At 46.5% G+C, this 24,726-nt stretch carries 16 protein-coding genes; 3 read left to right on the top strand and 13 right to left on the bottom strand.

Annotated elements, in window-relative coordinates; translation table 11 throughout:
- Window positions 1-30: 30 nt before the first annotated feature.
- From PTQ21_RS14555 to PTQ21_RS14530, 6 genes are all read right to left on the bottom strand, one after another.
- Window positions 31-1,692, bottom strand: a complete 1,662-nt coding sequence (locus PTQ21_RS14555) for an ABC transporter substrate-binding protein (RefSeq protein ID WP_274570329.1) — start codon at window positions 1,690-1,692, stop codon at window positions 31-33.
- Window positions 1,693-1,808: 116 nt separating this feature from the next.
- The gene (locus PTQ21_RS14550; protein ID WP_338020320.1) at window positions 1,809-3,578 is read right to left on the bottom strand and encodes a sensor histidine kinase; all 1,770 of its coding nucleotides are present in this window, start codon (window positions 3,576-3,578) and stop codon (window positions 1,809-1,811) included.
- 12 nt (window positions 3,579-3,590) lie between these two features.
- Window positions 3,591-5,201, bottom strand: coding sequence for a response regulator (locus tag PTQ21_RS14545; RefSeq protein WP_274570328.1), 1,611 nt, complete (start codon window positions 5,199-5,201; stop codon window positions 3,591-3,593).
- A gap of 236 nt (window positions 5,202-5,437) precedes the next feature.
- On the bottom strand, window positions 5,438-6,442 hold the full coding sequence (locus tag PTQ21_RS14540) for a LacI family DNA-binding transcriptional regulator (RefSeq protein ID WP_064639398.1): 1,005 nt from the start codon (window positions 6,440-6,442) through the stop codon (window positions 5,438-5,440).
- Window positions 6,443-6,571: 129 nt separating this feature from the next.
- On the bottom strand, window positions 6,572-7,576 hold the full coding sequence (locus PTQ21_RS14535) for a globin-coupled sensor protein (protein WP_063564262.1): 1,005 nt from the start codon (window positions 7,574-7,576) through the stop codon (window positions 6,572-6,574).
- 244 nt (window positions 7,577-7,820) lie between these two features.
- A complete protein-coding gene (locus PTQ21_RS14530; RefSeq protein ID WP_063564261.1) occupies window positions 7,821-9,716 on the bottom strand; it encodes a PrkA family serine protein kinase in 1,896 nt (631 codons plus the stop codon).
- 362 nt (window positions 9,717-10,078) lie between these two features.
- On the opposite strand from PTQ21_RS14530, the gene PTQ21_RS14525 reads away from it, so the two are divergent.
- Complete coding sequence (locus tag PTQ21_RS14525) at window positions 10,079-10,927, top strand: DUF2161 domain-containing phosphodiesterase (RefSeq protein ID WP_063564260.1); 849 nt, start codon at window positions 10,079-10,081, stop codon at window positions 10,925-10,927.
- Between the two features lie 100 nt (window positions 10,928-11,027).
- Here the strand turns inward: PTQ21_RS14525 and PTQ21_RS14520 are convergent, their stop codons facing one another.
- The 3 genes from PTQ21_RS14520 to PTQ21_RS14510 all read right to left on the bottom strand — a co-directional run bounded on the left by PTQ21_RS14520 (window position 11,028) and on the right by PTQ21_RS14510 (window position 13,915).
- Entirely contained in the window at window positions 11,028-11,654 is a 627-nt protein-coding gene (locus PTQ21_RS14520; protein ID WP_063564259.1) for an FMN-dependent NADH-azoreductase, read from the bottom strand.
- Window positions 11,655-11,893: 239 nt separating this feature from the next.
- Window positions 11,894-13,117: an aminotransferase-like domain-containing protein gene (locus PTQ21_RS14515; RefSeq protein ID WP_063564258.1), complete on the bottom strand. Its 1,224-nt coding sequence runs from the start codon at window positions 13,115-13,117 to the stop codon at window positions 11,894-11,896.
- A 141-nt stretch (window positions 13,118-13,258) separates the two neighbouring features.
- Window positions 13,259-13,915, bottom strand: a complete 657-nt coding sequence (locus PTQ21_RS14510; protein ID WP_063564257.1) for a response regulator transcription factor — start codon at window positions 13,913-13,915, stop codon at window positions 13,259-13,261.
- Window positions 13,916-14,356: 441 nt separating this feature from the next.
- On the opposite strand from PTQ21_RS14510, the gene PTQ21_RS14505 reads away from it, so the two are divergent.
- Window positions 14,357-14,767 carry a hypothetical protein gene (locus PTQ21_RS14505; RefSeq protein WP_063564256.1) on the top strand — a complete coding sequence of 137 codons (411 nt, stop codon included), beginning with the start codon at window positions 14,357-14,359 and terminating at the stop codon, window positions 14,765-14,767.
- Window positions 14,764-15,828 (top strand): phosphodiester glycosidase family protein, encoded by a 1,065-nt coding sequence (locus tag PTQ21_RS14500; protein WP_274570327.1) that lies wholly within the window; start codon window positions 14,764-14,766, stop codon window positions 15,826-15,828. Before PTQ21_RS14505 ends, PTQ21_RS14500 begins: the two co-directional genes overlap by 4 nt.
- A gap of 346 nt (window positions 15,829-16,174) precedes the next feature.
- Here the strand turns inward: PTQ21_RS14500 and PTQ21_RS14495 are convergent, their stop codons facing one another.
- From PTQ21_RS14495 to PTQ21_RS14480, 4 genes are all read right to left on the bottom strand, one after another.
- Window positions 16,175-17,191, bottom strand: coding sequence for a LacI family DNA-binding transcriptional regulator (locus PTQ21_RS14495; protein ID WP_063564254.1), 1,017 nt, complete (start codon window positions 17,189-17,191; stop codon window positions 16,175-16,177).
- A 99-nt stretch (window positions 17,192-17,290) separates the two neighbouring features.
- On the bottom strand, window positions 17,291-20,662 hold the full coding sequence (locus PTQ21_RS14490) for a GH36-type glycosyl hydrolase domain-containing protein (protein ID WP_274570326.1): 3,372 nt from the start codon (window positions 20,660-20,662) through the stop codon (window positions 17,291-17,293).
- Between the two features lie 124 nt (window positions 20,663-20,786).
- Window positions 20,787-22,952 (bottom strand): beta-glucosidase BglX, encoded by a 2,166-nt coding sequence (gene bglX / locus PTQ21_RS14485; protein WP_274570325.1) that lies wholly within the window; start codon window positions 22,950-22,952, stop codon window positions 20,787-20,789.
- 134 nt (window positions 22,953-23,086) lie between these two features.
- Window positions 23,087-24,685 carry a type 2 periplasmic-binding domain-containing protein gene (locus tag PTQ21_RS14480; protein WP_063564251.1) on the bottom strand — a complete coding sequence of 533 codons (1,599 nt, stop codon included), beginning with the start codon at window positions 24,683-24,685 and terminating at the stop codon, window positions 23,087-23,089.
- Between the last annotated feature and the right edge of the window lie 41 nt (window positions 24,686-24,726).

Here is a 24,726-nt window from a genome sequence, read left to right as displayed (position 1 = left end):
ATCCCTCCGTGCCATCCTTTCCTCGCCACCTTATTCAACTTTGGCCAATTTTGCCTTCTTGCGAACTTCTTCGGTCATCGTCTGTTCATAGCCCTTCACATCAAGCTTGTTGAATTCCTTCACATATTCATCCCAGACTTTGTTAAAGTCAGACGGACTGGTGAGGACTAGTTTGGGTACATATTTCTTTTGCAAATCTGTACGTTTCTGTCCATAGATATGGGCTGGGGAACCTTGATCAAAAGCAATGCTCCAAGCCGGGTACCATGGACGTTCATCCGGCGCAGCGAACAGTTGAGTGAACGTCTCCACGCCATACTTCTCCAGAATGAGCTTATCTCCATCCGTATAGGAGAATTGGGCAACTTCGGGTTGTCGTTCTACACCGACAGAATTACCGTCAGGCAGAGTCGATCCATTACCGTAACGCGGCCAGCTGTACTCAAAATATTTGAATCCGAACGATTGACGGAACTCATCTGAATCTGTTTTCCGGATCATTTCCTCAGAGCGCGTAAACCACCCCTTGTCATCCACTTCGTAGGTTTCTCCTTCGATCCCCCAGTTGGACAGAATCTGATTCTCATCCGTTAGTAGGTTATCGAAGAATTGGATGATACGGACCGGATCTTCTGCGCTTACGGTAATGCCAATCCCCCGGTTATTAACAAAGCTCGGCGGATCAGTATACTGATCCTTGATGTTTGCGTCGTACACAATCGGCAGTGCCATATAACGCAAATCGTCATTACCGGCTTCCTTCAGATTGTTCATTTCCTGCCCTACCTGCCAGGCATAATCAAAGAATCCAAGCACTTTCCCACTGGTCACTTTCGCAAGATACTGGTCATAGTTATCGACAAAGGAGGACTTATCAAACAGCCCTAATGAATTCATTTCATTCAGTTTCTGCATCCAGCGTTTGGTCTCTTCGGTAAGCCCATAGTCCTGCGCTTCCTTTGTCTGCATATCCACCATAATGGCTCCATCATTCGGATAACCTGCAAGATGCATGGCCGGGTTAGTGATCGTAAAAAATTTATCATCATACGTCAATGACAGGAATCCAGTCAATCCTTCATCTTTGTGTTTGTCAGCGTATTGTTTAATCAGATCCATGTATTCATCCAGTGTGGTGATCTTTGGATATCCAGCCTCCTTCAATACACGCCGCTGTATCCAGAAGGCACCTTGATCCACATTCGGATTAGGCAGATAGTCTCCAACCACTGCGCTCATGGGCAGAAAATAAATGTTGCCATCTCCCTCTTTCATCAGGTTGTAGTACGACTCATACACCCGTTTAATGTTGGGGCCATACTGATCAATCAGATCGTTGAGAGGAATAAATGCACCGGCATCCACGATTTTGTCAATAGCCCCGTCCGGGACCATCACATCCGGGTACTTGTTGCTTGCAATCATCGTTCCAATTTTGGTATTAATATCACCAACCAGGTATTCAATTTTGAAATTAACCCCGGTTTGTTCCTCCAGCTTTTTGCCGATTGTGGTTTCATTTGTATTGATGTCCTTGCCTGAACCCGCTTTAAAATACGAGAATGTCACTTTCTCTGTGCTTACTTTGCCGTCTCCCCCCGCTCCAGCTTCCGGTTTAATCTCACTTCCTCCCCAGGAACAAGCCGTCACCATGGTTAAAGCTAATACTGCCGGCAGCCAGCGCTTCAGCATGTGATTAACCAATATGAACGCACCCTCTTTCCCCCCTTTAATGTAAGCACTTTTATTATAAGGTTGATGACAAACTTTGTTTACCGGATAAACTATAGGTTTATGCCTTAGAATGTTCAATGCTTTGGTGGATTGGATGAATCTTCAAGGGGTAAACCAATTTCCACACGTGTGCCTGCCCTAGGAGCGCTATCGATCTGAATATGGAACCGGCTATCGTAGATCAGCTTCAGACGATAGATGACATTCTGTACACCTACGCGATCACCCATAGCGTCTTCCGTTTTCACGTAAGAGAGCAGCTGCTTTCTTTTGTCCTCTGTCATACCTGCCCCGGAATCCTCCACCACACAGATCAGTTCTGTACCTGTTCGTCGAATACAAAGCCGAATTTCCCCGCCTTCCTTCAGTGGTTCGATACCATGAATGCTGGCATTTTCAACAAAAGGCAACAATGTCATCTTGGGAATGGAACAATTCGCAGCCTCTGGGTCCAGATCAATCGTATAATCCAGCTTGTGACCAAAACGATATTTCTGGATTTCAAGAAAACAGGTCACATACTCCAATTCCTCCCGTATGCTGACTTTATCCCGATTCCAGGTGAGGGCATTCCGAAAAATTTTAGCCATATGATAAATAATTCGTGCCGTCTCATCCTCATCTTTCATGAGGCTGCGCATGCGGATGGTCTCCAGCGCGTTAAACAAAAAATGCGGATTAATCTGGCTCTGCAATGCGTTTAATTGGGCATGCCGCCGCTGTAACTCCAAATTTTTATGTTGAATGTCTGCTACATAGACGTCGTTAATCAAACGATGGATCGTCATCGTCATGCGATTGAATTCGGCTGTCAGCTGCCCAATCTCGTCCGACGATTCCGGCTGTCTAATCGGTTCAAATCGCTGATGCTTCACTTTTTCCATGTGTTTCAGTATTCGAGCCAGCCTCACGTGGATTGTGCGTGTCATCCAGATAATAATCCAGGTCGGCAGGATCAGATTGATACAGGCCAGCACAACGACAAGGTGACTGGGTTTGCCCAGTTCCTTGTAAATCTCGGATTCATCGAACACTCCGTTGATTTTCCATCCCTCCATTTCACCGGACAATGGATAGGCCATTTCGAACTCTTTCTTACTTTGTTGATCCATGACATCACTATAATTCACGAGTTGACTGGACCATGGGATACCAGAATCCGTCGAGTAGTCTATTTGTCCAGCCGGATTAATCAGATACAGGTTGCCCTGTACATTAAGGTTGGTGAAAATCTGGCGAATCGTCGATGGCTTCAGATCCAATCGTACGAACTTTTCCTTCCACCCGGGCAGAGCTTCATAATAATTGAGTTTGCGTAAAATGCTGAACGTCTGCCGATTCCCTTCAGGACCGGATCTCATCAGAATGGGTGCGGAATGTTTACTGTTTGCCAGCAGCCTGTATGGCTCGGACTGTCGAACCTCTTCGGTTAGAAACTCAACTCCCCCGGAAGGCAGTACACTTTTGTTATCCACATATATCGTCAAACCTTGGAGGGAGCGGTAACCGGAGTAATAGGTATTCAGGATTTTGCGAAGATAAGAATCGTAGGCTTCGATATACTGAACCGGATTTGTATAATTCACATCCAGCATGTCATTTAATATACTGTCCGTATAAAAGCTTGAGGAAAAATCGGCCGCATTGCGAATCTCCCCCATAAATTGACTTCGAATCTGTTCCATTCCTTTGGAGAGGTCTGCCATTCGCTGGGATTTTACGTTCGCTATGGTCACCTGATAGAAAATAACATTCGTCAGGATAACGGGTACGAGTACAAAGAAAAGATACAAAATCAGCATTTTATCCCGTAGGCGGATATTATTAAAAAAGTTGAGCTTCACGGTGTCATCTCCCTACCCTTCATCCAGGATGCGATTTCGATATTCCGTAGGGGAACATGATTCCTTTTTCTCAAATTGAGTCGCGAAATAGTCACTGCTTCCGAACCCAACCCTCTCGGCAATTTCATATACTCGCATATCCGTCTGACGCAGCAGCTTCTTGGCTTCCTCCATCCGAAGCTGAAGCAGGAAGTCATTGAAATACACGCCATACACCTTGCGGAAGCGTTGACCCAAATAGACCGGGTTCATGTAAAATTCGGAGGCAATACTTCTCAAACTAATATTGCTGCTGTAGTTGGCTTCAATATAATGTTTGATTTTAGTCATGGCTCCCCTGTGATTGTACTGACGCTGTTCCGCCAGTTTACGTGCTGAATCCAGCATAAAAACCGTCAACAACCGTCTAGCCTCAGCCAACGTTCCCCGATCTGCTTGCCATGCCAAAATTAGCTTGAACGAAGGTATCTCTTTCACATTCGCCTCAGCGGATTTCAGAATGGATAGAACCGCTGAGATCAATTGGTGAATTGCTGACGTCACGGCAACAGGAGCGTAATTGGCCTTTCTCATTCCGTTGAACCATTCACCCACTGCATTCTCCAACGCCTCAACCCGTTGTTCCTCCATAAGTGTCAGGAGTTCCTGCTCCTTTTCATGATCGGTATGCACCCACTGTACAGGTTCATGCTGCATGTCATCATACAGGACGATCCCACTCTTCTCTGAAATGAATTTATAGGAAATAGCCTTGAGTGCGGTCTGATAGGCATGTCCAATAAGTAAAGGTTCATAACAAACTTTTCCGATATATATGCTTACAGAGTCATGACCCATTTCGGCGAAGCAAGATTGCATTTGCCTGGCAACCTCATGAAGATTCATTGAATAGGGGTGCAGATGTTCCGCAGTTAAGAGAACTCCGATACGTTCGCCATGCTCTTTTACATGAAGATACGAGCGATTTGCATACATCTTTCCAAGAACAGACTGCACAATCCGGCCAAAATTCTCTCCGTTCCTGGCTCCCGGCTCCTCTTCTTGAGTATTATCCGAAACCCGGAAAATGTGATTCTCAAACAGCAGATATGCCAGCGGATCGTTAGCACTTGTACCCGTCAGTTCAATCCATTGTTCAACCGTTTCCAAATCCGATTCGCCATAAATAAACTGATTAAGTAATCTGACGTATTCCTGCTCACGTCGGGTTTGTTCAGCATGCTTGCGTCGATTCAACTCCTCCGCCAGCTTGCGTAAAGTCCCTTCCAGTTCAATCTCATCAATTGGCTTCAAAATATAATCCTGTACCCCGTACCTCACGGCCTGCTGGGCATAAGCAAAATCATTATATCCACTCACGATGATAAAATAGGGCTGTTTGCACTTATTTAGAACCTGCTCATTACGCTCAACCGTGCGCCGGATCAATTCCAGTCCATCCGTCTCCGGCATACGTATGTCCGTAATGACAACGTCAGGCTGTAGCTCTTCGATCCGGGTACTAGCCTCATCCCCATCATTCGCCTCTCCAGCCACTTCGAACCCGCATGCTTCCCAGCGGATCAGTTTTCTAAGTCCTTTTCGTGCGTATACTTCATCATCAACCAGCAGTACCCGATGCATGCCCATCACCCTTCCCTTTGAATGACAATTGCAGTGTCCCTATATTCATCAGTAAAAAGAAAGCGATTACATAAAATTTTGTATTATTCTGCCTTTTATTGTTAAGGTCTGTGTGGTAAAAAGTCAACAGCTTTTCCTGCAAGCATTGCACAACAACTTCTGATCTCCGTTATTTCCCAAAAAGAAATGGCATACCAAAAAAGCACAGCCCATAGGCTGTGCTGGTTCGAAGACCTTTACGCTTGCACAGGTGCAGTCGTTTGGCGAATCACCAGATTGGATGGCTCCGTAACGACTGGAGGAGTATATGCAGGATTCTCAATCATGGCGATCAGATATTCGATGGATTTGATTCCAATGGAATGAATATTTTGATTAATCGTGGTCAACCCTGGTTTGAACACTTCCGCATAGTATGTGTTATCAAATCCGACAACAGATACATCCTCAGGCACCCGTAAACCATGCTTCTCAATTTCGTGGATCGCACCAAAAGCAGACATATCTGAAGCACAGACAATCCCCGTAGGCTGGTCCTTCAATGCAAGCAATCGGCGAGCTGCCTTACTGCCACCATCGAAAGAATAGTCACAGACCTCCAGATACACCGTTGAATATGGAATGCCGCAGACTCGCAAACCTTCCCGATATCCATCCAGTCGAAGATTCGCTACGGCAGGCCCAAGTGTACCTGAAATATAGGCAATTTTCTGGTGACCCAGTTCATGCAAATGCTTCACACTCATAGCTATGGCATTTGCATTATCCGTCGTTATGTATCCTGCCCGCTTGCCAAACAAGTCGGTATCAACGAACATCGTCGGAATCTCAGCAGTAACCAATTCCTGAATACTCTCGTTGTCTCTTCCTTCCCCGAATACAACAACGCCATCCACATTTCGGCTGCGGCAATGTTTAATAAAGGAGTATGTCGGATCATCAAAACGTGTAGATAAGCGAACAAGATCGTATCCGCTGTTTTCCAGCGCTGTTTTGATTCCTTCAAGCAACTCCGATACAAACGGATTGGTAAAAGGAACCGTCAACAATACACCTACCGTCCAAGAACGGCGTTTTACAAGTCCACGTGCAACCACATTCGGTTGATATTTCAATAGTTCGATGGCTATATTGACTTTTTTGCGAGTTTTGTCACTTACATCGGGATAATCGTTCAGCACTTTGGAAACGGTTGCAACAGATACGCCCGCCTCTTTGGCCACATCATGGATAGAAGCCACCTGATCACCTCAACCTCTTTCAAATCCCCTGTCTCCGGCTGCATTCACTATAACATCGGCAGGTTTGTCTACCCATTATAGCTTAAAACAGCCAGAAACGGTATCTCAGCTTCCAGCCAGTATTACCGCCTATTCCTGTTGATCTAATTTCCTGAGATCAAGTGCCAGTTTCTCCATAGTGGTAGCAAAAACCGCAAGCTCTTCTGAACGGGATGCCTGACGCCTTGCTCCCGAAGCAGTGTGCTCTGACTCCTGTTGAACACTGCCCAGCTTCTTCATGATCTGTGCCAGGTTCGACTGAATTTTTCCTTGAGCTTCTCGGGAACTAGCCGCAAGCTTGCGAACCTCACTGGCAACCACCTCGAATCCCCGTCCAAATTCTCCTGCATGTGCAGCTTCAATGGCGGCATTCAAACCCACTAGATGACTCTGATCCGATATTTCACGAATGATCTCACCCATTTTGCCAATCTGATGAATTTCCTTAGTCAGCTCTTCCAACAGTCCATTGGCCTGATCCTGAGAGGCAGCCGTTTCTCTGGCCACATCAGAGATCGCCTGAGCATTTTCGTTCAATTCACTAATCATGCCCGTCAACTGCTGGGTAATCTGCGTGATCGCCAGCAACGTATGCTGCTGATCTTCAGCGAGTTGATTTAATTTTTCCTTTTCCTTCTTCTCGTAAGCCTCCAATACAAGCTGTGAGTCGAGGTTGAACATTTTACTAAGGGCCTGAATGACCACATGCCAGCGTTCAGGAATGACTTGCTGGAATATGCTTGTTGCAATATCGAGATAAACCATATACGTGCCCAAGTAATAATCTTCGGACAAACCAATGCGGGAATGGACTAGTCCGATTGCAATGCGCTGTTCAATGTATGCATCATCAACTACACCATCGGTCATGGATAACCAGTATAGCTTTTGTGTCTCCTTCAAACGATCGATGGAAGAGAAGCGGGCAATCAGATCGACCAAATTCGGATAATTGCCCACATGATTGTAGAAGTGGTCCACCACTTCGTCCACGACTTTCTCAAAAGCAGGTCGATGATCAGCAAGCAATTGCAGATCTCCGGCGGTCAATCCAATATAATCAAGTTGTTGTTGTCTTGCTATAGCAATACTCATAACTAGTTCTGTCAGCTCCTTAATAACCACAAAAAATATTAAATTGTAAATATCTGTATCGATTATAGACTAAATGACCTAATTTAACATATACCATAAGAACTAATTTGTCATGGAATTGACCTTCTTTGTCAGTTTATTAGTCTTAATTGTACATCTCCCCATATAAAAAGACCCCTGACCCTGCTGTGAAGGAGCCTCACAGCAGGCGTCAGGAGCCTGATCCGGAATGGTTCGTTGCAGATCAGCGATTCAACAGGCTGCCCACATAACGGAGCAGTTCATTCGCGCTGGCTGCGGTATATCCATGTTCTTCAATCAACCGTTTAATCACTTCATTCATTCGTTTCAGTTGCGTCGCATCTGGTGTCTTGGTTGAAGTTGTAATCTTCACAATATCCTTCAAGTCAGTGAACAGTTTCTTTTCAATCGCTTCACGCAAACGATCATGACTGCTGTATTCAAACTTCCGTTCCTTGCGGGAATAAGCCGAGATGCGGATCAATATCTCTTCCCTGAAAGCCTTTTTGGCATTTTCGGAAATACCGATCTGCTCCTCTATCGAACGCATCAAGCGCTCATCCGGGTCCATCTCCTCATCCGTCAGTGGATCACGAATTTTGGCCCAGTTGCAGAATGCCTCGATATTATCGAGGTAATTTTCGAACAGCGTTCTGGCCGACTCTTCGAACGAGTATACAAACGCTTTCTGCACTTCCTTCTTCGCCAGCTCATCATATTCTTTCCGAGCCAGGGCAATAAAGTTCAGATAACGCTCACGTTCCTCTTTTGAAATCGAAGCATGCTGATCCAGACCATCCTTGATCGCCCGGAGAATATCCAGCGCGTTAATGCACTGAAGGTTTTGCTTAATCAAAGCACTGGATATCCGGTTGATGACATAACGCGGGTCAATGCCCGACATGCCTTCATCCAAATATTCATTTTGCATCTCACGCAGATCAGCTTCTTTGTACCCTTCGACTTCTTCACCGTCATACATCCGCATTTTTTTGACCAGATCCATGCCTTGTTTCTTCGTTTCTTTCAAGCGGGTAAGTATGGAGAAAATGGCTGCAGTCCGCAGGGCATGCGGTGCAATATGGACATGCTTCATATCACTTTGCTGAATGAGCTTACCATAAATCTTCTCTTCCTCGGAGACCTTCAGGTTGTAGGGAATTGGCATGACGATCATCCGGGATTGCAAGGCTTCATTCTTTTTGTTGGAAATAAATGATTTGTACTCGGATTCATTCGTATGCGCCACAATCATTTCATCCGCACTGATCAAGGCAAATCGGCCTGCTTTAAAATTTCCTTCCTGCGTCAGTGATAACAGGTTCCACAGAAACTTCTCATCACATTTCAGCATTTCCTGAAATTCCATCAATCCACGGTTGGCCTTGTTCAATTCACCGTCAAAACGATAGGCGCGTGGATCGGACTCGGAGCCGAATTCAGTAATGGTTGAGAAGTCGATACTTCCCGTCAGATCGGCAATATCCTGGGATTTGGGATCGGATGGACTGAATGTTCCGATTCCCACCCGGTTATCCTCGGAAATGGTGACCCGTTCCACTCGCACCTTGCTAATATCACCGCCATATTCGGTCCGAAGACGCATCTGGCAGGATGGGCAGAGATTGCCCTCAATGCGGACACCGATCTCCTTTTCCACTTCGGGACGAAGCTCCAGCGGAATCAGATGCAAGGGCTCCTCATGCATTGGGCATCCGTCAATGGCGTATATAGCACCCTTCTCTGTGCGGGAGAATTGTTCAAGGCCACGTTTCAGCAGCGTTACCAGTGTTGACTTACCTCCGCTGACCGGACCCATAAGCAGCAGAATCCGTTTGCGAACATCCAGACGGCGTGCTGCCGAGTGGAAATACTCTTCCACCAGCTTTTCAATGGACCGATCTAGCCCAAAAATCTCCTGTTCAAAAAACTTGTACCGTTTGTGCCCCCCAACTTCTTCCACGCCAAATGATTCAATCATCTGGTACACTCGTGCGTGAGCCGTCATTGCCGGAGTCGGGTCCTCTCTCAGCAGTGCAATATAATCTTCAAATGTCCCGTTCCATGATAAACGGTCACTCTCTGCCCGATGTTCCGCAACGCGTTCAAAAATATTCATGCTTGGTACCTCCCATGGCTCCTTTAGTGTGATTGTCAACCATTCCGAATGGTATGAAGAAATCAATAGAATTACGGCTTGTGCTTGAATACCAATCTTGCGGTCCGGATTAGTCCCGCCACCCTCTGTCCAAACATCGTGTATTGTTGTGAAAAGTGTATTACATACCTATGCGGCAAATCGGATAAGTTGACCTCTTTTTTTTCAATCTGCGGGTCTTAATTTGAGGCTTTCCCTGTTCTATCAGACATCTTGTGCGCTCAGAAAAAAAAGAACGGATATGATATAATGAAGGTTCTAAATTCAGAAAACGGAACAATAGATGGCCAGAGACGAGCCACTTCAGGAAAGGAGCAGAAACGATGGCAGTAAAGTACGAAACCGAGTTATATTCGCCTGTAAAGGCTTTTTTCGAACGACGCGGCTACGACGTGAAGGCTGAAGTCAAACATTGTGACCTGGTTGGGGTCAAATCGGATCAAAATGAACCACTCATTGTGGAGATGAAAAAAACATTTAATCTGTCTCTGCTGTTACAGGGAATGCAGCGCCTGAAGCTCAGCCCCTTCGTGTATCTGGCTGTTGAGCGGAACCGCAGCAAGCGTGGTGCCGTGAACCAGCGCTGGGGCGAATTGACCGCACTGTGCAGACAACTTGGGCTAGGGCTTATCACCGTTACGTTCTACAAAACCAAATCACCTCTGATTGATGTGCTGTGCGAACCTGCTGCCCAAGCTCCTATGTCTGGTAGCGGCAGCACCGGTGTCCGTAAAGGCGGTATACGGCGGCAACGACTGCTGAAGGAATTCGACGAGCGAAGTGGTGACTACAACACAGGAGGAAGCACACGCAGGCAGCTGGTCACCGCTTACAGGGAAAAAGCATTACGTGTAGCTTCCGCCCTTCGCGCTCAGGGAGAAGCCTCCCCCGCCTCGATCAGTAAACAGACAAGTGTGGGTTCCGCTGCGGCCATTTTGCAAAAAAACTATTATGGCTGGTTCGAGCGCTTATCCCGTGGACGATATGTGCTGACGGTTAAGGGTGTGCAGGCACTAACTGAGCATGCTCACATGCTTGAGGATAATGATATGATTGAACGGAGTATAAATGAACTAGAAATGGATATTTCCTTGAATCAACATGACGACAGTGAGCTTGAGTTTATTGCGGAAGTAGCGGAGCCCTACCTGATCCATGGAAAGAATGACTGAGGCAACAGGTAACGTAGCTTCATGCAAAATGAAGATGCGAAAAAGCCCATCATCTCTAATGGAGATGATGGGCTTTTTCGTGTTTCTATATATTAGGCTATTAGAAGCTTGCTGCTACTTCGGAAGCCAATTTCAGACCTGCTGCTACGATCTCTTGGGAACGGTCAGGTGAAGCATTGTGGCCTTCAACGATAACCAGTTCAGGGTTTTGGATACCCCAGAAGTTCAGTACATTTGTTACATATTTAACGGACATTTCAGCGGATGCCATAGGCTCTACGGAGTAAACTCCGCCACGTGCGTTCAACAATGCCACTTTTTTGTCGCCTACCAGACCTACAGGGCCTTCAGCAGTGTATTTGAACATTTTTCCAGCTTGGCTCAGGTAGGAAATGTAGTTTACCAGTGGTGCTGGAACAGTGAAGTTCCACAGTGGGAATGCAAATACTACTTTGTCTGCTGCCAAGAATTGATCTTGCAATTGTGCTGCCAGTGCAGCTGCTTTTTGCTCTTCAGCAGTTGCTTCGATACCATTAGCGGCTTTGTATCCACCTGTAATTACAGTGTTGCCGTAGTATGGAATATCTGTATTGTAGAGATCCAGTTCGGTAACTGTGTCACCTGGGTGGGATTCTTTGTATGCGCTCAAAAATGCATCGTACAATTGTACGCTGACTGCTTGATCTGCAGGACGGTCGTTTGCTTTGACAAATAAAATGTTAGACATGTTCGTTCCCCCGTTAGTTAAAATATATGAGTGCTTCTCCTGAACTTGCAATGATTGCAGCTTATATAAAGAAAACAACAACTCATTAATACATATTATATATAAAAATGTTAGTGGATGCAATAACGTAATTACTTTGGGGGTAACCTATTTGCTTCCAAATCCAATGCCTGGAACTTCTGCTGTCCCAAGTTCCAGGAATGAATTTGACCCTACATTCTTTCTTTTCTAAATCCGGTTTAGCTCCGGGCTGTAAACTCTGTTATGGACTCACTGATCAGATTCATGCCAAGCAGCAACTCATCCCGGCCGGGATGACTGAAGTTCAACCGGATGTACCGATGATCCTGTTCACCCGTGGAGCAGAGGGAACCGGGAAGGAAGGACACCCCTTTTAACAGCGCTGCTTTGAGCAGAGCTCCGCTGTCCAATCCATCCGGTAACTGTACCCACAGATACATCCCCCCTTCAGGAATGCTATACTGACTGCCTTTCCAACCCGGGCGCTTCAACAATTCGAGCATAAGCTTGAGTCTGGTCTTATACTCCCTGTTCAGCATGGAGAGATGATCACTCCACTTAAAAGGAGAATGGGCAAGCAGTTGATACAATAACCGCTGATTCATGGGACTGGACTGTCCGTCTGCTATCCGTTTCACGGAGGCCATAGCCTGGATCAAGGCCGGATGTCCGGCAGCCCAACCTGTACGCAGGGCAGGTGCTACAGTTTTGCTAAACGAACCAATGTAGAGAACATGTCCACCCTGATCCGCTGTATCCAGCGCAAAGAGGGAAGGATATTTCCGGTAGAAGTCTGCTGGTTCCAATCCATCGAAATGAAGTTCACCATAGGAGTCATCTTCCACGAGCAGCACTCCGTAGCGTGAACACAGATCAAGCACAGCCTCACGCCGTTCCATACTCCAAAGCACGCCGGTTGGATTGGAAAAACTGGGTGCAGCAAAAAGCAGCTTCGGTCTCACCTGCTGCATGTGATGCTCCAAAAGGTCAGGCAAAATGCCATCCCCATCGCCTGTGACGGGCACGATTTTGGCACCTTGCATCTCCAGAACCTCGAGACAGCCTGGAGAGGTAGGATGCTCGACCAGTACGGAATCTCCAGGCTCAAGCAGCAAACGCATCACAAGATCGATGGCCTGCTGAGTCCCTGTGGTCAATAAAATCTGCTCCGGGACTGTCCGTATGCCCTTGCGAGCATTCCAATCATTGTCCAGCCATTCTCTCAACGGTCTGTACCCTGCCGGCTCGCCATACTGCAATGCGGAGGGTCCGGAACTAAATACAGACACCGCTGCTTCTTCCAGCAGTTTGAATGGAAACAGCTCCTCCGCAGGCAGTTCTTCTGCCAGAGAAATGAAATAATCCCGACCAGACATCTCACGTATGTCCCTCAGCGGTGATGTCAAAAGCCTGTTTGTACGGGAGGCGAAGAAATACTTCATCGGTCCGTTCCCCTTTCATCCCTAATCCGAACTGTGCTCGCAGTCCGTAGCCCCTACAACCTATTCCTGTTGGACACTGAATATGACCAGACCGGAAACTTGACGAGTCATCGTATATAGGGATTCATGGAACCATGCTCGTCAGGATACGGTTTTGGTCTGCCTCGCATATAAAGCGTAACGTTCAATCGCCTGTGCCCTGCTGCTTACATCCAGTTTCACGTATATTTTACGCAGGTAATTATCAATCGAACGTCTGCTAACGTTAATCTCACTGGCTATTTTATCATAGGTTACGCCCTGAACAATTCTTTCCATGATAAAAGTTTCGGTTTCTGTTAATTCAACAATAAGTTCTTCTGCAGGAGATTCGACGGGCTGAGCCCACTCTGAACTGGCTAACCATGATAAAGGAATGGATACACATCCCTCACGCAACCCGGAAATCAGATGAATCAGCTGGCTAGGGGAAGCCTGTTTGGACAGCATACCACTAGCACCAAGACTGATCAGATGACGAAATAATTTTACATTGTCCTCGTCCGTTAGAATAATGATGTGACTATGAGCCGACAGATTTTTCATTTGGGATATATACTGATCCGCCTGGCCCTCAGGAAGCCGGTAATCCATCAAAATCAGATCGGGCTGGTGAATGTTCACCAGGTCAAGACCTTCGGACCCGGTCGAAGTCATCCCCCGTACCAACAGATCCTGCTGTTCTTCCAAAATCAATTTTGTTCCCAGCATGCTGGTGGGGTGGATATCTACGATGACCACCTGCCATACTTTTTTCATTGTTGTTCCCCCTGTTATGTATTGGACAAATTCCTTTTCTACCATCAGCCATGATAATGCCTCTATCCTTGCGACAGTCCGTGTATAGAAGAAGTAAAAGTCGGATAATGTCGAAAAATAGAAAAACACTTGATACAGCTGTAAGAACAGCTCTATTTCTACTGTATTTTGCTGTCGTCACATCAGGACTTTTGTCTTCCCAAGCGAAGAAAGATCAAAATATAGTATAAATTTCCTGCATTTCTATCTAAAAAAGTCGAAAAACTTGCCCAAAGTTCCTACTTATTGCATCTATAAGAAATTGTATCCTAGGACTTCCTTCCGATGCAATCTCTTTTTATCCTATTACTCAAAGAATTTCATTTTTGCGTAATCAATAGTGGCATGATAGAATGAGGACTGGAAAATTTTTTGTACCTATAAATAACCAGGAGTGATGATATGAAACCTTCTGTCCAACCCTCTGACATCCATCACACCCGGAGCGCCAAAGGTAAGGCCGGATCTTCAGTCAAGCTGTTTCTGGTCATGTGGATTGTTCTCATTGCACTTGGAGTACTCGGAACCTACTATTATAGTAACCACCTCCAGCAACAGATGATTAATCAGCTTCAGACCCATAATCAACAGCAGATTGCAGCGCTCAAAGCCGACTACGAAAAGCAGCTAACAACGATATCCAAGGAAGTAGCGGACCTGCAGGGCCAGGTGCAGTCCTTTAATGAATTACTGACTTTCACCAAGGATAATGCAAACGATAAAACCGACAACAGCAACAAATTGTATACCCAACTGAGCGAAGTCAAAAAACAACTGGAGACACTCCAGAAAAAGATGGACCTGCTCAAATGATTACACCCGTAAAAAAGGTTAATCGTTTATTTATGCTTGCACTTGCTCCTTTTGTTGGATTGATGTTATGCATGCTGCTGATTCGTCCTCCGCTTGAACCGGGAGACTTCATTCATTCCGGTCTGGCTGAAGAGAATGTTACACCCCGGACCCAGGCAATTAGCCAAGAGCTTGCAGGGGCAAAAGAAGCTGCTGTTCAGACTTCTTCTTCTATTAAAAGAACAACACAGCTGTACAATCAGACAACGAGTACGATGTCGACGCTTGTACAGAAGGCTACGGTTCAAGCCGCTCGCCCGGAAACGATCTACAATCAACGGATCTCATCCAAGCTGGGCGTTCCGTTTGAACGGATAGACAGTGATCGAGTTACGATTGAACTCTATAGGGTCAATCCAGGCGCCTATAAGGGCTATGCGATGAAAATCAAGCTAAAAGACCCCACGGCCATGAAGATGGCTCTGGACAGCGAGCCAGGCCGATCTGAGACAACTATGCAGGCGGTCAAGCGCAGCGGTGCCATTGCCGGAATTAATGCCGGAGGATTCGCCGACAGCGGCGGAAAACGGTATCCGCTGAGTACTACCGTTATGGACGGCAAGTATGTGAATGGTTTTCAGGCCAGCTTTAAGGATCTGTTTTTTGTAGGTCTTGATGATGCCGGTAAGCTGGTAGGCGGTAAATTTTTCGACAAAAGTTCCCTGGATCGCCTACAACCCCAATTTGGTGCCACATTTGTACCCGTGCTCTTGCAGAATGGACAAAAAACGGTCATTCCCGCCAAATGGAAAGTCTCACCCAAGCGGGCTCCACGCACCGTGATCGGCAACTACAAGGACGATCAATTGTTGATTATCGTTGTTGACGGGTATAACGAAGGGGGCAGCTCAGGAGCCACCCTGGAAGAGCTGCAAGGACGTTTGTACAAACTTGGCGTCGTGGACGCCTATAATCTGGATGGCGGCGGATCGTCCTCACTCATCGTGAACAACCGGGTTGTGAATAACCCTTCGGATGGGAGCCTCCGACCGGTACCTACTCACTTTTTATTTTACAAATGATGGAGTGAAGCATTTCTTTTCTTCCTATAATGGTTATAATAGAAGTAAAGATTTTGCAGGAGGTGCTATGGTATGTCATTTTCACTGACATTTTGGATTATTGCAATTGTATTGGCTCTCTTCCTTACAGGCATTCTCACTTCATCCTACAACAATGACAAAACTAAGGGCCTTTAAGGGCCAAGCCTCTCCTGGTGAGAGGTTTTTTCATTTTATAATGGGTCAAATAAACAAGCTAAACAAGAGACAAGGCTTAAAAGAATGCTTCAATTCTTCTAAGCCTTGTCTCTTGCTGTACAGTCGTCGTTTAACACAACATGCATGGAATGAAGAGGGGGCAGCGTCGTCAATAGCTAACCGCCTTTTCACCTTGGGCTTGTGCAAGATATGCTGACTGAACCTTGCTGTTTACCGACCCGCCCTCCACCAGTGTCACGTAGATGCGTTCATGATCAACAGGCTCTCCGGCAATAATCTTGATTAATTGTTCGGCTGCCAGTGCGCCCCATTTTCGTTTGGAATAATCAATCGTGACCAGTCTTGGCTGCACATATTTGCTAAGTTCAATATTATCAAATCCGATAATATCAATCTCCTGACCAATGTTTAACTCGCTATCAGCGAGCCGGTCACACATCCCAATCGCCATCTCGTCATTGAGACAAAACACCCCAACTGGTTGAGTATATTCCTGAATAATACGTTCGGCTGCCCGTTCTCCGCCACTCTTCTCGAAATCTCCGGTAATTTCGATCCATTCCACATTCGCTTCCCGCTCCGATACTTGCCTCACAGCCTTCAACCGCTGAGCCGAGTCAAATGAACCTTCAGGACCTGTCACGACATAGATCTTCGTGTGTCCCTGTTCGATCAAATGCTCCATCGCAAGGGTTGCTCCTGCCTTGTTATCCAGTAGAACCTGATTAATATTGGGGTGATCCAGTTCCCGGTCAAGAACGACAATCTTGTGTCCTATGTCTGCATATTGCATTAGTTCCTTGCTCGCAAATGTATGATCCAGAATGACAGCACCATCAATCATTCGCTCCGGAAGCATTCGATGAGATTGTTTCCCGCTGCACACAATCAGGTCGTACCCTTGCGCGTTACATACAGATTTCATACCACTAAGTAAGTCTCCATATACATCCCCGCTAAAATCCGTCAGAAATACACCCAGAATTTTGGATTCTCTCTTCTTCAATGTTCTGGCAGCAGCATTGGGAACATAGTTCAGCTCTTTGGCGATAGCCAAAATTTTGGAACGGGTCTCATCTGTCACTTTGTTGCTACCATTCAGAGCGTATGACACGGTAGAGATCGAAACTCCCGCCTGTTTGGCGATATCCTTGATACTGACCACATTCTTCGCTCCCCTGTTATGTTCATCAGGCCCTTCGAAATCGAAGGACCTGACATCTAAAATATTTATACTTGATAAAATAGACTAACGTTTACACGATTAACTGAAAATCTCAATCACGTTATTCTCGCTCAGGCTCTGTTCAAGCTCCTTACGTGAAATACGCAGTCCACCAAGACGATAAGGTTGTTGCAACCTAGTCGCATCCAGTTCCTTGCCATTCAGCACAATACGTTGTACGACCTCTCCGCTGAGATGATAGACAAAGGTTACTTTTTTACCGGCAAATTGGAAATCAAAATGCAAGCCATCCAAGCTGACAGGTAACACAGGGTCCAGAACCAGATCTTCTTCCTCCTGACGAATACCCAGGGCGTTCGAAATGAGCTGATTCATGTAGATTCCCGGTCCACTGGAGTAGATTCTCCAGCCGCCCTTCACCTGCACATCTCCGGTGCGAAGCTTATCGAACTGCTCCTGCGCTGCATAACGGTTGTTGAATTTCCCGTCAGAACTGCTGAAGTAGGCATTACTCTGGCGTAGATCTGCGTTAGGAACAGCTTCCTGAATACCCACTGGATTGATAATGCCCAGCCCATTCCAGACCTCATCCGGGTTGCCCAGCTTCGCCATGGCTTCAATATAACGGATGTGAGCATGAACATATTGCAAGCCCACTTCACGTCCGAAGTTGGATGCCTGCTCTGCACGTTTGAAATGAGTGCTGACGCCGCCATCATATTGTGCTGGACGATTCATCAATCTGACACCATCCGGGCAGTACAGCTTGTCCTTGATCAGTTCATAATGGGATTGCGCTTGCTCAGGCTCCAGCAACTCGGCAATCATGCTGCGTGTCATCGGCAGCAAACGGTACTGAATACCTGTCTCGCTGTCATCCGGATGCAGCATGCGCTTCGCTTGTGCCGGATTTTCCATATATACAAAGCCCGGAATCACATCGGTATCCAACATATACTTGCTGAAGTCCCTTTTCACACCCGCTGCCATATCGCTTAATTCCGAAGAAAGCTCCGGTTTCACAGGCGCAAGCGCTCTGGATAGCTGCTTCAACGTTTGATAGGTGAGCGCCACAGTCCAGCTGCTGACCATATATTGCTTCAATTGAGCATTGGCAGGCTGTAATGTATCGTCCCAGTCCCCGTCACCATATGAAGAGAGGAATGTATCATGCAGGAAATGACTGCGGATATACTCCAGTTCTTTCTGGGCATGCTCCAGCACGCTGGCTGTCTGATCAGTAAAGTCAAAACCATGTTTTACGGTATAAGGTACTTCCTCATTCAGAATCGAATAATCCTTGGTGGCAATCAGATAATCACTTAGCACTTTGAGAGGCCAAACAATAATGTCACCATGGCTTTCTTCCTGCTGAACTTTGAAATAACGATCGAACATAAACCATTGCGGCCAGTTACCGTCATCCTCATACTGATGCGAATATACCGTCTTCAGAATGTCGCGAACCTGCTCATACTTTTGTGTAGCCATAAAGTATTCGACCGGACCCTGGCAGACATCCCGTGTACCCCAAGCTGCACCGCCATATTGCTCCAATCCGTGAGGAACAGAGTAATGCACCAGCATATTGTGGGTGTACCACCATGCAAGAGCATTCACTTTGAACAACTCATCTGCTCCTTGCTTCTGAGGTTGAGACAAATGGAACCCATTCATCACTTCTGCATAGAAGGTACGATAAGCTGCCACTTCCTCTTCGAAGCTGCGTGTCGAGGATGCAATCTGTCCTCCTTCCAACAGCCCTTGAATGGTCAATGTCCATTCAGCACTGCTGTCCAGTCGTAAAGTCGTCAGTGAGTCGTCGCCTGCGTTTACTCCACTAGCCAGTTCAGTCTCATCGCCAACCGTCACTCCTGCTCCGCTTACCCGCATGCGGTACTCCAGATTAGGATATACTTCGGCACTGAGGGAGCTGTGATCTGCCTTGAAGATCAATTCACCATTCTGCTCCGAAACATGAACAGGAAGTTCATATTCATTCACATTCATCGTAATCTGATTGGTAATCAGGTATCGATAAGCTATTCCTTTTTCCGACTTCACATGAAGATGTACTTCAGGAGTATCCAAAGTTGTATAATTCGTGATAATCAGCGTATCCTCAGCTGTTTTGTAATACCAGCGAACATAGTTGAAGCCCATTTCAAACAGGGAAGGCATCGTGAGTAGGTGGAAGATTCCTTCAACCTCGACGTAGATCCGCTGACCGGATGATTTGGGTATGTTGAGTGCGCTACGTGCATTGCTCATCATTTTATTGAAGTTCGTATTTCCCACAACCACATGGGAATTGAAGATACCATACATATAGGAAGACGTTGTGATTACGTTCTGACCTAGCTTCACATTGTTACCACTCATCAGAATGTGTCCATGCGGACGTTCCACACGCATTTCCTTTTCCTTGAGCACAATATGCTCATACGTATCTGTAAAGAACGCCAGCACTTTACCATCCGCGCGCTCTTCTTGATGTCTCTTCGAAGCCGGGAAACGGGAATTCACTTCTTCCTCGGTCATCGATAAAGTAGGCAAGGGTTCACCCACTACCGGATGGAGAGATACTTTTGGGAATACGTTGGATACTGCTTGTACCGTGCTTGCATTCTCTTGACGCTTCGCTTCATACTCGTCCCAAGCCTGTTGGAGGACATCCTGGTATTCGAGTTCCTTCACCGCTTCAGCGTGGTTAGACTGAAAGAGTCCATAGAACACAAAGCGAGCTTCGCCACTCAACACCACTTTTTCGGACTGCAGGGCTGTATATGCAAATTCATACTGGTACACTTCATTCGCAAGTGTTGGCTTACCCAGACTTTCAGGGAGATTCGTCTCCTTGTAACTCAAGCCAAAGAACTGAAATCCATCTGTGGAGTAACCTGCTGCACGGGTTAATGAACCCTGTTGAAGATAAGGAAAAGCCCCGCCCTGCGGTTGATTCTGCCGTGAAGCTACGATATATCCAAGTTTCGCATCCTCAAATACGGCTTGGTCAATATATTGCGACAAGTAAGCCTCATTGCTGCGTACCGCACCTGGATCGGCATTGCCGACATCCTGGCCATAGACCACGTCGACCTCTTCTCCATTACCGTTTACGGTTACATCCCAGAACCATACACCTTTTGTTGTTGGAGCAAATACAGCCTGATAGCCTACACCCTCAGCGGTACCTGTCCATACCATACGACTGCTGTCGGTGCTCACCTGGCTGTCGGAGTGAATGCCAAGCATTGGCACAAAACGAATGCCAGATTCACTGTGAAAACGCAAGTATAGATTGTTCATGGAGCCGTCCACCGGACTAGCCATCCACTGATTAATCATCGTTGTTCCACTTACAGCCTTGAACAAATCACCGCTTTCCCAGAACGTAAAGCACAGGTCGCCGGATTGTACGTTGATTTGAGATTTATTCATGGTCTTCATATATCTATTCATATCCTCCTATCCTGCCTTGTTCCCTGCTGCTGAACAGAAGAGAAGAAGGCAGTGCAGATTTGCTGCTTTTGTATGATGAGTTCAATCATTCATCGATATGAGGTGTATCCCATTACACCAGCTTGAACGTGCTCTCCAATGTATCGCGGCTATTCGGCCCTACGAAAATGTGGAATGTTCCCTTATCACTGCGATGACTCAAATCGGAATGATGATAACGAAGCTGTTCTTCGTTTAATGTAAATGCAGCCGTACCACTTTCACCCGGTGCGAGTGACAGCTTGACATACCCTTTCAGCTCACGCATTGGACGTACAACTTCACCAGTGACATCACGTACGTACAACTGAACCGTCTCTACGCCAGCACGTTCGCCAGCATTGGTTACACGCACTTGGATTGTCAGAGGTTGATCAGCAGTCATTTCATTGCTTGAAACTTCCAGGTCACCATACTCAAACGAGGTGTATGACAAGCCGTAGCCAAACGGAAGCAGCGGATCATTCGGACTATCAATATATTTGGAAACATAACGCTCTTCCGTCTTTTGCGGATTGAGTGGACGTCCTGTATTAAAATGATTGTAATATACCGGTATCTGACCTACAGATTGCGGGAAGGACATCGTCAGACGCGCAGATGGATTCACCACACCTGTCAATACATCGGCAATGGCCGCTCCACCCTCACTGCCCGGGAACCACGCTTCAAGCACAGCATCGGATTCTTCAAATACACCATGTAAGTCCAGAGGGCGACCGTTGAAAATAACGCTGGCGATTGGTTTGCCGGCTGCTTTGAGCTGTTTAACCAATTCCAGTTGAGCTGCTGGCAAACGAATATCCGTACGCGATCCACCTTCACCACTCATTTCGGAATCTTCACCAAGTGCAAGCACGATCAGATCGGCTTTGCTTGCTACTTCAAGCGCTTCAGCAATCTGTTCAGCGGTGATCGTGTGAACGTTGCTGCCTTGAGCCATATGAACTTTCCCGGCAGTAAGACGTTCCTGCAAAGCAGTTCCGAGTTTAACGGCATCTTCTTTGACACCTTCACAGGACCACCATCCGAGAATGTCTTCACTTTGGGCAAAAGGTCCAATTAACGCAACGTTGGCTTCTGGCTTCAGCGGAAGCACGTGATTATCATTTTTCATCAATACAGCGGATTTGGTTGCAAGCTCATACGATACCTGACGATGTTCTTTCGAGAACACGATCTCGCGCTCACGCTCCGGATCCGCTGCACGCAGTGGATTATCGAACAATCCCAGCTTTTCTTTCAGTTGCAAAATACGCAGCACCGCTTCATCAATGAGCTTTTCTTCCACTTCTCCGTTCTTGATCAACTCTGGCAGATGATGAACATAACAAGGTGTCATCATCTCGATGTCCACTCCTGCAAGAATGGCGCGGTATGCAGCTTCACGATCATCTTCAGCTGCGCCATGAGCAATCATCTCGCGAATGGAAGCCCAATCCGAAATCAATACACCATCAAAGCCCCACTCGTCACGCAAGATGTCACGCATGAGCTTCTCATTTCCGCTCGCTGGAATACCCTCTACGGTATTGAATGAAGCCATAACCATTTCAACGCCTGCATCCAGTGCTGCCTTGTAAGCCGGTAAATAGTACTCACGCAAGTTGCGTTCAGACATGTCGACCGTGTTGTAATCACGACCACCTTCTGCTGCCCCATATGCTGCAAAGTGTTTTACACAAGCCGCCAGACGATCCGGCTCATCCTTCAAACTGTCGCCCTGATATCCACGTACAAATGCCGCAGAGAACAGACTGTTCAAATAAGGATCTTCGCCTGTCGTCTCCATTACTCGACCCCAGCGCGGATCACGAACAAGATCGACCATCGGTGCAAAAGTGACATGGAGGCCAGATACGGCAGATTCACGTGCTGAAATCTCAGCACTTTTCTCAGCCAGTTCGGTGTCCCATGAACAGCCAATGGCTAGCGGTATGGGGAAAATGGTTTTAAAACCATGCACGACGTCCGCCATGAACAAGAGCGGAATGCCGAGACGGCTTTTTTTCAGGTAAGCTTGCTGTACATCTATAATGGCCTGTGCACCAGACAATCCCAGAATGGAGCCACTGGCATCCACGGACTGCTCCGTGATTCCCATCTCTTCCATTGGACCTGTGATCTGACCTTCAACATTGGTTCCTTCATAAAAGTTAGCGGTCAGCTGAAGCAGCTGGGCCGTTTTTTCTTCCAGGGTCATTTGGTTTACAAGGTCTAGCAACTGCTCGTTATTCATAGACATTATCCTCCACTACATGTTGTTGAAATAAAGAACCCGGCTGCGTTCGGGGAGAGACCGCGCACCGGGTTCGATTGGATGGGACAGACAGAACACACCTGTCATATCCCATCTTGCTAATTACTGAATGATTACTTGAATTCTTTGTTCAGTTCATCCAGATAAGGTTGAACCAGGGACATTTTACTGTTTACCCATTCTTTCCAGTTCGCTTCAAGATCTCCATTTTTGAGGATCAAGTTGGCATATTCATTCTGGTAGTCGAATGAAGCCTGACTTTTAGCTTTGGAATCGTACAGGTTGATATCCCAGTCGTATGTTGCGAGTGACTGACCTTCTGTACCGAGTTTTGCTTTTTCCTCGAACAGCTTCACAGCTCTATCACGGTAATCCTTTTTAATTGCAGGGTTTACAACACTGAAGTCGTCACCCAGCAGGTACAGACCTTCGAAACGTGCTGGGTATTTGTCTTCCAGAACAGTTCCTTCTGGCAGCAAGCTAACCAGTTCTTTGTTTTCATCATATTTCCAATCTTTACCTTCGAAGCCCATGTTGATGAGCAGTTGTCCTTCTTTGGTAGTCGAGTAGTCGATCAGATCCATGATCCGTTCGAATTTCTCGTCACTGATGTTCGGATTGAAGATCAATGCAGACCAGAAGTTCGCTTGCTCCATGTTGCGGTATTTCCCATCATCGCCCAATACGATTGCTGTGTGTACCAGGTCATCACTATCTACACCCAGATTCTTTCTCATATCGGAATCCAGACCTTGTCTGTACGAAGCCAGTCCGCCCAGACTTGTTACTGCAGCTGTACCTGTTACTTTGAAGTTGTTTTGACCTTCATTGTTTTTCCATGTGTAGAACTCAGGATTGAGCAAGCCATCTTTGTAGGCTTTTTGCATCAATTTAAGTCCTGTCAGAGTTTCAGGATCTGATGGTCCCCAGTGGAACTGGCCATCTTCTCCTTTATAGAACGGAGAGTCAGTCATGGCATGCACACTGTTCGGCATAATGATATTCGTCATGGCATCTGCCGCATTGTAGGACAGAGGTACAAGTTTGTTGCCCACTTTGCCTGGATCTTTTTCTTTCACAAGCTCAGCGTATTCATTCAATTCAGTAGTTGTATATGCATCTTTCAGTTCGAAACCAACCGCTTCAGCCCAGTCTTTGCGAAGCGCAATGACACCAATTTGGTTCGTCAATGGGTCAGCAGGTTTGTTCTCGAAATAGATTGGTCTTGGCAGGACGTATGTTCCACCCGTCAGTTCTTCCAGCTTGTCTCCCAGACCGGTCAACTTGTAGGCTGCTGCCACGTTAGGCCAGCGTTCTTTCCAGTCATCCGGGAATTTGTAGAACAGGCCTTGATCAATACTGTTCATGGCATCGCCATGCACGTAGTTCCATACTGCTACATCCGGCAAATCGCCAGAGTTGATCCACAGACGAAGCTTCTCGCCCCATGAATCCCAATCGATATAGTTGTAATCCCATGTTACATTGAACTTGTCTGTCCAGAACTTGTGGAAGTCATTATCCAAGTTCCCGTTTTTAATTTCTGTCAGGTTAGCTACTGAGATGGTCAGGTTGTCTTTGTAATTTCCCTCTGCATCTTTTTCGTTACCACCTGAAGCTCCTTGGCTGGAACAAGCGGTCACCATCAGCATAACTACACTAAGCGTGATGGCAAAGAGAGCTCTTACTGACAACTTTTTGTTCGTTTTCATGTTTTACCCCCATGTTTTTTAGTAGAATTTTAATGCAAAAT

Origin of the sequence: Paenibacillus marchantiae (genome assembly GCF_028771845.1) — a bacterium.
In the GTDB taxonomy this organism is placed as follows: domain Bacteria; phylum Bacillota; class Bacilli; order Paenibacillales; family Paenibacillaceae; genus Paenibacillus; species Paenibacillus marchantiae.
The sequence above is the reverse complement of the archived record's forward strand: the minus strand, read 5'-3'. Positions and strand labels throughout refer to the sequence as shown.

Bases quoted from the DNA above. Each gene is read 5' to 3' on its own strand.
- PTQ21_RS14505 (WP_063564256.1), top strand. From the start codon at position 14,357: ATGAAACCTTCTGTCCAACCCTCTGACATCCATCACACCCGGAGCGCC.
- PTQ21_RS14500 (WP_274570327.1), top strand. From the start codon at position 14,764: ATGATTACACCCGTAAAAAAGGTTAATCGTTTATTTATGCTTGCACTT.
- PTQ21_RS14510 (WP_063564257.1), bottom strand. From the start codon at position 13,915: ATGAAAAAAGTATGGCAGGTGGTCATCGTAGATATCCACCCCACCAGC.
- PTQ21_RS14545 (WP_274570328.1), bottom strand. From the start codon at position 5,201: ATGCATCGGGTACTGCTGGTTGATGATGAAGTATACGCACGAAAAGGA.
- PTQ21_RS14515 (WP_063564258.1), bottom strand. From the start codon at position 13,117: ATGAAGTATTTCTTCGCCTCCCGTACAAACAGGCTTTTGACATCACCG.
- PTQ21_RS14555 (WP_274570329.1), bottom strand. From the start codon at position 1,692: ATGCTGAAGCGCTGGCTGCCGGCAGTATTAGCTTTAACCATGGTGACG.
- PTQ21_RS14530 (WP_063564261.1), bottom strand. From the start codon at position 9,716: ATGAATATTTTTGAACGCGTTGCGGAACATCGGGCAGAGAGTGACCGT.
- PTQ21_RS14480 (WP_063564251.1), bottom strand. From the start codon at position 24,685: ATGAAAACGAACAAAAAGTTGTCAGTAAGAGCTCTCTTTGCCATCACG.
- PTQ21_RS14525 (WP_063564260.1), top strand. From the start codon at position 10,079: ATGGCAGTAAAGTACGAAACCGAGTTATATTCGCCTGTAAAGGCTTTT.
- bglX (WP_274570325.1), bottom strand. From the start codon at position 22,952: ATGAATAACGAGCAGTTGCTAGACCTTGTAAACCAAATGACCCTGGAA.
- PTQ21_RS14535 (WP_063564262.1), bottom strand. From the start codon at position 7,576: ATGAGTATTGCTATAGCAAGACAACAACAACTTGATTATATTGGATTG.
- PTQ21_RS14520 (WP_063564259.1), bottom strand. From the start codon at position 11,654: ATGTCTAACATTTTATTTGTCAAAGCAAACGACCGTCCTGCAGATCAA.
- PTQ21_RS14490 (WP_274570326.1), bottom strand. From the start codon at position 20,662: ATGAAGACCATGAATAAATCTCAAATCAACGTACAATCCGGCGACCTG.